7 protein-coding genes and 2 pseudogenes are annotated in these 7,333 nt (G+C 71.3%); 5 read left to right on the plus strand and 4 right to left on the minus strand.

Going from position 1 to position 7,333, the window contains the following annotated elements; translation table 11 throughout:
* Positions 1-31 precede the first annotated feature (31 nt).
* Entirely contained in the window at positions 32-490 is a 459-nt protein-coding gene (locus TR46_RS19930; RefSeq protein ID WP_042403120.1) for a MarR family winged helix-turn-helix transcriptional regulator, read from the minus strand.
* Positions 491-576: 86 nt separating this feature from the next.
* On the opposite strand from TR46_RS19930, the gene TR46_RS19935 reads away from it, so the two are divergent.
* The gene (locus TR46_RS19935; RefSeq protein WP_042403122.1) at positions 577-2,031 is read left to right on the plus strand and encodes an MFS transporter; all 1,455 of its coding nucleotides are present in this window, start codon (positions 577-579) and stop codon (positions 2,029-2,031) included.
* Between the two features lie 253 nt (positions 2,032-2,284).
* Positions 2,285-2,830 (plus strand): annotated as a pseudogene (locus tag TR46_RS44335) (Gfo/Idh/MocA family protein); the annotation flags it as partial.
* Positions 2,831-2,838: 8 nt separating this feature from the next.
* Here the strand turns inward: TR46_RS44335 and TR46_RS19940 are convergent.
* Positions 2,839-3,864 carry a LacI family DNA-binding transcriptional regulator gene (locus tag TR46_RS19940; protein WP_042403126.1) on the minus strand — a complete coding sequence of 342 codons (1,026 nt, stop codon included), beginning with the start codon at positions 3,862-3,864 and terminating at the stop codon, positions 2,839-2,841.
* 185 nt (positions 3,865-4,049) lie between these two features.
* Between TR46_RS19940 and TR46_RS19945 the strand changes: the two genes are divergently transcribed.
* The 3 genes and pseudogenes from TR46_RS19945 to TR46_RS43685 all read left to right on the plus strand — a co-directional run.
* On the plus strand, positions 4,050-4,832 hold the full coding sequence (locus TR46_RS19945) for a TIM barrel protein (RefSeq protein ID WP_042403128.1): 783 nt from the start codon (positions 4,050-4,052) through the stop codon (positions 4,830-4,832).
* A 22-nt stretch (positions 4,833-4,854) separates the two neighbouring features.
* Positions 4,855-5,883, plus strand: a complete 1,029-nt coding sequence (locus TR46_RS19950) for a Gfo/Idh/MocA family oxidoreductase (RefSeq protein WP_042403131.1) — start codon at positions 4,855-4,857, stop codon at positions 5,881-5,883.
* Positions 5,884-6,037: 154 nt separating this feature from the next.
* Positions 6,038-6,504: pseudogene (locus TR46_RS43685) on the plus strand (hypothetical protein); the annotation flags it as partial.
* Between the two features lie 106 nt (positions 6,505-6,610).
* Here TR46_RS43685 and TR46_RS19960 read toward each other — a convergent pair.
* Both TR46_RS19960 and TR46_RS45335 read right to left on the minus strand, forming a co-directional pair.
* Positions 6,611-6,787 (minus strand): hypothetical protein, encoded by a 177-nt coding sequence (locus TR46_RS19960; RefSeq protein ID WP_236655402.1) that lies wholly within the window; start codon positions 6,785-6,787, stop codon positions 6,611-6,613.
* Between the two features lie 154 nt (positions 6,788-6,941).
* Positions 6,942-7,088, minus strand: a complete 147-nt coding sequence (locus tag TR46_RS45335; protein ID WP_369405998.1) for a hypothetical protein — start codon at positions 7,086-7,088, stop codon at positions 6,942-6,944.
* Between the last annotated feature and the right edge of the window lie 245 nt (positions 7,089-7,333).

Genomic DNA, 7,333 nt, shown 5'->3' on the forward strand with positions numbered 1-7,333 from the left:
TGCCCCGTTCGGCTGTGCGGCTACGTCGGCGTCAGGGGCGGTCGTAGGCGATGCGCTGGAAAGCAGCGGCGAGCTTGGCCGTGTCCACGCCTTCGAGTCGGTCGAACAGGTGACGGCGCACGCTGGCGACGTGGACGGGCCAGGCGGCCTCGAGCCGGGCAAGGCCTGCTTCGGTGAGAGTCGCGTTGAAGGAGCGTGCGTCCTGGGCGGACTGGACCCGCTCGACCAGGCCCTGAACCTCCAGCCGCTTCACGGTGCGGCCGGCGGCAGAGGCGGACTGCTGGATCTCGACCGCGAGATCGCTCAGCCGCATGGTCCGCTCCGATGCCTCCGACAGGAACATCAGGGCCAGGTACTCGCCGTGGCTGAGGCCCTGGCTGTGCAGGTCGTCGTCGAAAGCGTGGATCAGGGCGGCCATCGCGGGCCGCAGGGCCCGGATCAGGGCGTACTCGTCCGCGCCGAGGGCGGCGGTGGGGTCGTTTTCGGGCATGCTCTCACGCTACGACTTGCTAACTAGCGCACGCAAGTTTTATCGTTACTAGCGCAAGCAAATAAATTGTTCGAAGGGATGTCCACATGGCCGCCACGCAGGCCCCCGCAGCCGTCCGGCACCGGGCCGGCCACACGCTCAGCCCCACGGGCGTGTTCATCCTCCTGGCAGGAGCCTTCCTGCCGATCATGGACTTCTTCATCACCAACGTCGCCCTGCCCAGCATCAACAACTCCCTGCACGCCACCGGAGCCTCCGCCGAGCTGGTCATCGCGGGATACGGCGTCGCCTACGCCGCCCTCCTCGTCCTCGGCGGTCGGCTCGGCGACCGCTACGGCCGGCGCCGCCTCTTCCTCTGGGCCCTGGCCGCCTTCGTCCTCACCTCACTGGCCTGCGGCCTCGCCCCAACCATCACCGTCCTGGTCGTCATGCGCGTCCTGCAAGGAGCCACCGCCGCCCTGCTGGTCCCCCAGGTGCTGGCCACCTTCCACCACACCTTGGACGGTGAGCGCAAGCACAGGGCCATCGCCATGTACGGCGCCACCTCCGGCATCGCCGCTGTCGTCGGCCAGCTCGTCGGCGGCCTCCTCGTCAGTGCCGACATCGCCGGCACCTCCTGGCGCCCGATCTTTCTGGTCAACGTCCCGATCGGCCTCGCCGTCGCCGCCCTCGCCCTGCGCATCGTCCCCGAGAACCGCTCCCACCACCCCTTGGGCATCGACGTCCCCGGCACCGTCCTGTTCGCCGCCGCCCTCACCTCCCTCCTCGTCCCGCTCGCCGAAGGCCACTCACTGGGCTGGCCCGCCTGGACCTGGGCGCTCCTCATCCTGGCCGTCGTCCTGTTCGCCGTCACCTACGCGGTCGAAAAGCGCGCTGAAGCCCGCGGCCAGACCCCGCTCCTGCCGCCCTCCCTGCTGCGCCTGCCCTCGATGTCCCGCGGCCTGACGATGGTCTTGGCTTTCAGCCTCGGCTTCGGCTCGTTCATGTTCGTCTTCGCACTGCTCGTGCAGAACGGCCTGCACGCCGACGCACTCCACAGCGGCCTGGCCATCCTGCCCATGGCCCTGCTCTTCTTCGCCGGATCCATGACCGCCCCCCGCCTCCTCAACCGCCTGGGCCGCGCCGCACTCACCCTCGGCGCCCTCATCCAACTCGTCGGCCTGGCCCTGCTGGTCACTGTGGTCCTCAGCAACTGGCCCCATGTCAGCCTCTGGTTCACGGCAGGCCCCCTCGCCCTCGTCGGCGCCGGACAGTCCATGCTCTTCGCCGGCCTCTTCCGCAGCGTCCTGGCCGACGTCCCCGCCCACCACGCCGGGCTCGGCTCCGGAGTCCTGATCACCCTCCAGCAAAGCGGACTTGCCCTCGGCGTCGCCACGCTCGGCACCCTCTACCTCAGCAACGCGGCCACCAACCCGAGCCACGCCTTCGCCGACGTCGAATATGTCCAGATGGGCATCGTCGCTCTGCTCGCCGTCGCCGTCGCCACCCTGCCCCGCTTCACCACCCGCCCCACCCGGGACGACACCCCATCCGACGCATAAGCCCACTAGCGGCCCGCTAGGGGCACAACCGCTGGTTGTGGTCGGCCCCGGGTCAGCGACTACTTCGGCCAGCCGGTCGACGTGGCAGCCGCGCTCCGGGTGCCCCGGCGGTGAGGACGTGCTTGCCGGGTGCCGCCCGGTCCGACGGAGCGCAGCGGCAGCCTGTCCTCCAGGCCGACCGCGATACTGTCCTTCAGCAGCCGCTGGCACTGATGCGCAACCACCTGCCCGCCGGCATGGCCGAGATCACCGCCAGAAGCCGTCCGCGAGCAACGCGACGGAGGCCGCCGAGGTCCACCAGGCCGCCGCCGAGGCGGGCACGGTGTTCATGGACGGCTTCCACTACTTGTTCCACCCGGTCACCCGGCGCCTGCACGAGCTGCTGGGCAGCGGGGAGTTGGGCGAGCTCCGGCACATCGAGACCGTGATGGCCATGCCCGCGCCGCCGGACGGCGACCTGCGGTGGTCGCTGCCGCTGGCGGGAGGCGCACCGATGGACCTCGGCTGCTACAGCCTGCACGCGCAGCGCATGCTCACGCCCTGGGCAGGTGGGGAGCCCAGGCTGGTCGCCGCGCGCGGCGGTGGGAAGGCGGGGGCTGCCGCAGTCGACGAGTGGCTGGACGCCGATCTGGAGGTCCCGGGCGGCGCCACCGGCACCGCCCGCTGCCACATGGCCCACCTCACCTGGCAGATGAGCTGCCGTGTGGTGGGCTCGCGAGGCAAGGCGACGGCCGTGAACTTCGTCCAGCCCCACCTGGACGACCGGGTCGTGGTACGCACGGCGGCCGGTGCTGCGGTTCCGCGTGTTCAGCCGGCTGCGGTCGTGGTGCCGCGGACGACCAGGCGCGGGGCGATGACGGTCTCCCCCTCGGGGTCCGGTTCGCCCTCCAGCCGGGCGACGGCCCGGCCGACCGCGAACTCGGCGAGGCCCGGGATGTCCTGGCCGACGGTGGTGAGGTCGATGTGGGCGAGGCGGGCCAGACGGCTGTCGTCGAAGCCGATGACGGAGATCTCGGCGGGGACCTGGACGCCGGAGCGGAGCAGAGTGTCCAGGACCCCGGTGGCGCAGCGGTCGTTGAAGGCGAGTACGGCGGTGGGGCGGGGCCGGGCGGCGAGCAGGGCGCGGGCGGCCGCGGCGCCCTCGTCCTCGGTCAGTCCGCCGGGCAGCACACGGACGTGCTCTGCCAGACCGTGGCCGGTCATGGCGGTGCGGTAGCCGCGGCGCCGGTCGGCGGCGCCCGGCGCTCTGCCGCCGTCGATGTGGGCGATGTCGCGGTGCCCGAGCCCGACCAGGTGGTCGACCGCCTGGCGGGCACCTTCGTCGTCGGCGGTGCGGACGACGGCTACCTGCCCGCACGGCGGTCGCAGCCGGCGCGCGACCGAAACCACCGGCAGCTGGCCTGCCAACTCGGCCAGTCGCGCGGCAGGGGCCTGCGGGCCGAGCAGGATCAGCGCCTCGCAACGATCGGCCAGCAGTGATTCCACGGCCTGCTGTTCGCTGCGGCTGGGGGCGACGGCGCTCAGCGCGATCTGGTAGCCGGCGGGTTCGGCCGCCGCGTAGAGGCACTCCACCAGGTCTGTGTGGAAGGGGTGTTGCAGGCCGAACTGGACGCCGAGCAGCCGTGAGCGATGGCTGCGCAGCAGCCGTGCGCGGGCGTCGGGCCGGTAACCGATCTCTTTCGCGGCCTGCAGGATCCGCTCGCGGGTGGCGGCGCTGGCGCCCTTGGTGTCGCGCATCACGGTGGAGACCAGCGCCGTGGACACGCCCGCACGCGCGGCGACGTCGGCGAGGGTGGGCCGCTTCCCGCTCGCGGCCGTGGGGCTCGGTGACACTGGTGACCTCCATGGTCGATGGCTTCTCCGGGTCCGATGATCCCAGACCGGCGCCGAGCGCCGCAGCCCCAGACAACTATAACGTTCTATAGCCGTTGACGACGACCTCTTGACAGCGGAGCCCGCCGACTGGCGTACTGCAACCCTGACGTCTAGAACGTTCTAGAAGGACAGGGTGAGTGGCGATGTACACGTTGGCGGTCTGCGCCGAGATGGTCTTCCGGGACCGGCCGGTCCCGGAACGGGCCGAGCGCATCCACGAGGCGGGTTTCGAGGTGGAGATCTGGGGCTGGACCCGGCACGACCTGGACGCCCTCGCCCGCACCCCGGCCCATTTCTCGTCCATGACCGGCTACATCCGCGGCACCCTGACCGACGAGGACGGCGCGGCCGAACTGCTGCGCACCGCCGAGCAGTCGGTCAGGGCCGCCGAACAGCTGAGCTGCCCCCGGTTGAACCTGCACGGAACCGGCCTGGACGACAAGGGCCTGCCCGTCGTGCCGGTGGCCGGCGAGGCCGACGGCCCGAACTGGATCGCCGCGCACCGCACCCTTACCCGGATCGCCGAGCTGGGCGAGAGCGCCGGCGTCGTCTTCACCCTGGAGAACCTCAACACCGCCGTCGACCACCCCGGCGTACCGTTCGCCAGGGCCGCCGACACCCTGGCCCTGGTCGCCGCCGTGGACCGGCCGGGCCTGCGGATGAACCTGGACCTGTACCACGCACAGATCGGCGAGGGGAATCTCATCGAGCTGGTCCGCAGGGCGCACGGGCTGGGTCTGATCGGTGAGATCCAGATCGCCGACGTGCCCGGCCGCTGCGAGCCGGGCACCGGGGAGATCTCCTACCCGGCCATAGCCCGCGTCCTCGCAGACCTGGGCTACGACGGCACGGTCGCCATGGAGGCCTGGGCCTCCGGCGACGACGACCTCGCCCTGGAGCGCTTCCGCTCCGCCTTCACCCTCTGACGACGACGTACGGAGAACCCTCATGGCCACCACCCCGCAGCAGCCCCTCGCCGTCGGTCTCGTCGGCGCCGGACGGATGGGCTCCTTCCACGCCGAGTCCCTCGCCCGGCGCATCCCCGGCGCCCGGCTCGCCGCAGTCGCCGACCCGGCTCCGGGCGCCGCGCAGGGCCTGGCGGACCGGCTGGGCTGCCCCAGGGCCCTGACCGACATCGGCGAACTGCTCACCGACCCGGGGATCGACGCCGTGGTCATCGCCACCCCGGCCCGCACCCACGCCAACCTCGTAGAGGCGGCGGCGCGGGCGGGCAAGGCCGTCTACTGCGAGAAGCCCATGGCAGTCACCCTGGACGAGGCCGACCGCGCCATCGCCGCCGCCGAAGAGGCGGGCGTCGCGCTCCAGGTCGGCTTCAACCGGCGCTTCGACGCCGGGTTCCGCGCCGCCCACGACAAGGTCGCGGCCGGCGGCATCGGCACCCCGCAGCTGCTGCGCTCCCTCACCCGCGACCCCCGGCTGGTCGACCCGGCGCCCGTCCCGCCGTGGACGATCTTCCTGGAGACCCTCATCCACGACTTCGACACCCTGCGCTACCTCAATCCCGGCGCCGAGCCCGTCGAGGTCTTCGCCATGGCCGACGCTCTGGTCCGTCCTGACTTCAGGGACCGCGGCCTGCTCGACACCGCCGTGGTCACCATCCGCTTCGACAACGGCGCCATGGCCACCGCGGAGGCCAACTTCCAGGCCGTGTACGGCTACGACGTACGCGGCGAGGTCTTCGGCTCGGCCGGCATGCTCACCATGGGCGACATCCGGCGCACCCACCTGACCGGCTACGGCGCGGACGGCGTCACCGCCGACTGCGTCAGCTACGACCAGGACCTCTTCCACGACGCGTACGTCGCCGAACTCGCCGATTTCACCAGCTGCGTGCGCACCGGAACCACCCCGGCCGTCACCGGCCATAACGCCCGGGCAGCGCTGTCCATCGCCCTTGCCGCCATCCAGTCGGTCACCACCAGCAGCCCGGTCCTGATCGACGGCATCAAGGAGTAGTGAGCCCGCTGCCTGCGGCGCTCACGTCAACAGCGTCGGCGGCGGTCCGGTACGCCGCCGACGCTGTAGGTGTCAAATACCCCGTCCGGCCGGGTCAGGCATCTTCCGATGCCCGCGGCGGGGATCCTCAAGATGTACCGGCAGGATGCTGTAAATGTTATTGCGGCTGCCCTACCTCGCCCTGTCGAGCGTCATCACGCTGATACGACGGTGGCCGATGAGCGAGAAGGACGAGGAAGCCGAGATCCGCGTCCTGCGCCACCAACTCGCCATCCTGCAACGACAGACGGCCGAACCGCGGCTGACCTGGCCCTCCTCGCGGCACTCCTGCACCAACTGCCGCGGTGGAAGCTGCACCAGCTCCCCCTACTGGTCTCCCCCGACACAGTGCTCCGCTGGCACCGCGACCTCCTGCGCCGCCGCCACGCCCGCGCTTCCCGCCCCGAGCGCCCCGGCCGACCCCGCACCCTCCGCTCCATCCGCGCCCTGGTCCTATGGCTCGTCCAGGAGAACCCGAGCTGGGGCTACCGGCGCATCCACGGCGAACTCGCCACCCTCGGCATCAAGGTCGCGGCCTCCACCGTGTGGAACATCCTGCACGACGTCGGCACAGACCCCGCCCGAGCATCACCGTCTGTGCCCGAGGATCCCGCCGACACCCGGGGCGGCAGCAGGGCACCACAGCTGACGCGAGGTCGCACCAGCAGTCGCTGAGGGGGCTGCGGGGTCAGCGGCGGCGGCGGTCGTCGGCGAGTGCGGTCAGCGGGCCGTACTCGCAGGCGAGCTGGTTCCAGGTCAGCACCTCACCGCAGCGCGCCTGGAACTCCTTCGGGTTGAAACCGGGCATGGTCCAGGTACCGGCGGCCCGGTCTCGCAGCCACAGGTCCCCGTCGCCGTCGACCACGGTCGGCGGGACCGGTGCAGGCTCGGCCTGGTCGATGGGCTCCCAGGTTGCCCCCGAGCACCGCCTCCGCGGTCAAGACCCTCGTGCTGCGCATAGCCTCTGGGAACCCGGGGTGGGGGCACCGCCGCATCCACGGCGAACTCACCTGCCTCGGTCACGCCATCGCCGCCTCCACGGCATGGAACATCCTTAGCCCCTCGGAATCGACCCCGCCACACGCCGCACCGTGCCGACCTGGAAGCAGTTCCTCAGCGCGCAGGCCGAAGGCATCCTCGCCGTCGACTTCCTGCACGTACTTCATCCGGCCACCATCGCCAACTACCTCGAGAACGTGCACAACGACCTGCTGCCTGCGTTCGGCCGGATCAAGCTGTGCGACCTGCGGGCCCGGCACGTCGACGCGTGGGTCGCCGGCCAGCTTGCCGCCGGGCGAGGCAGAGTCGCTGTCTACCACTCTCAACATCTACGGCCACCTGATGAAGTACGCCGCCCACGACACCGTGGCCGCCCTGTCCGGTGCCCTGGACCGCGCCGACGCCGACCACA

This window comes from Streptacidiphilus carbonis (assembly GCF_000787775.1).
In the GTDB taxonomy this organism is placed as follows: Bacteria; Actinomycetota; Actinomycetes; order Streptomycetales; family Streptomycetaceae; genus Streptacidiphilus; species Streptacidiphilus carbonis.

What these genes read in the sequence shown, in the direction of transcription:
- TR46_RS19930 (WP_042403120.1), bottom strand. Translation starts at nt 490, where the DNA reads ATGCCCGAAAACGACCCCACCGCCGCCCTCGGCGCGGACGAGTACGCC.
- TR46_RS19935 (WP_042403122.1), top strand. Translation starts at nt 577, where the DNA reads ATGGCCGCCACGCAGGCCCCCGCAGCCGTCCGGCACCGGGCCGGCCAC.
- TR46_RS19945 (WP_042403128.1), top strand. Translation starts at nt 4,050, where the DNA reads ATGTACACGTTGGCGGTCTGCGCCGAGATGGTCTTCCGGGACCGGCCG.
- TR46_RS19950 (WP_042403131.1), top strand. Translation starts at nt 4,855, where the DNA reads ATGGCCACCACCCCGCAGCAGCCCCTCGCCGTCGGTCTCGTCGGCGCC.
- TR46_RS45335 (WP_369405998.1), bottom strand. Translation starts at nt 7,088, where the DNA reads ATGAAGTACGTGCAGGAAGTCGACGGCGAGGATGCCTTCGGCCTGCGC.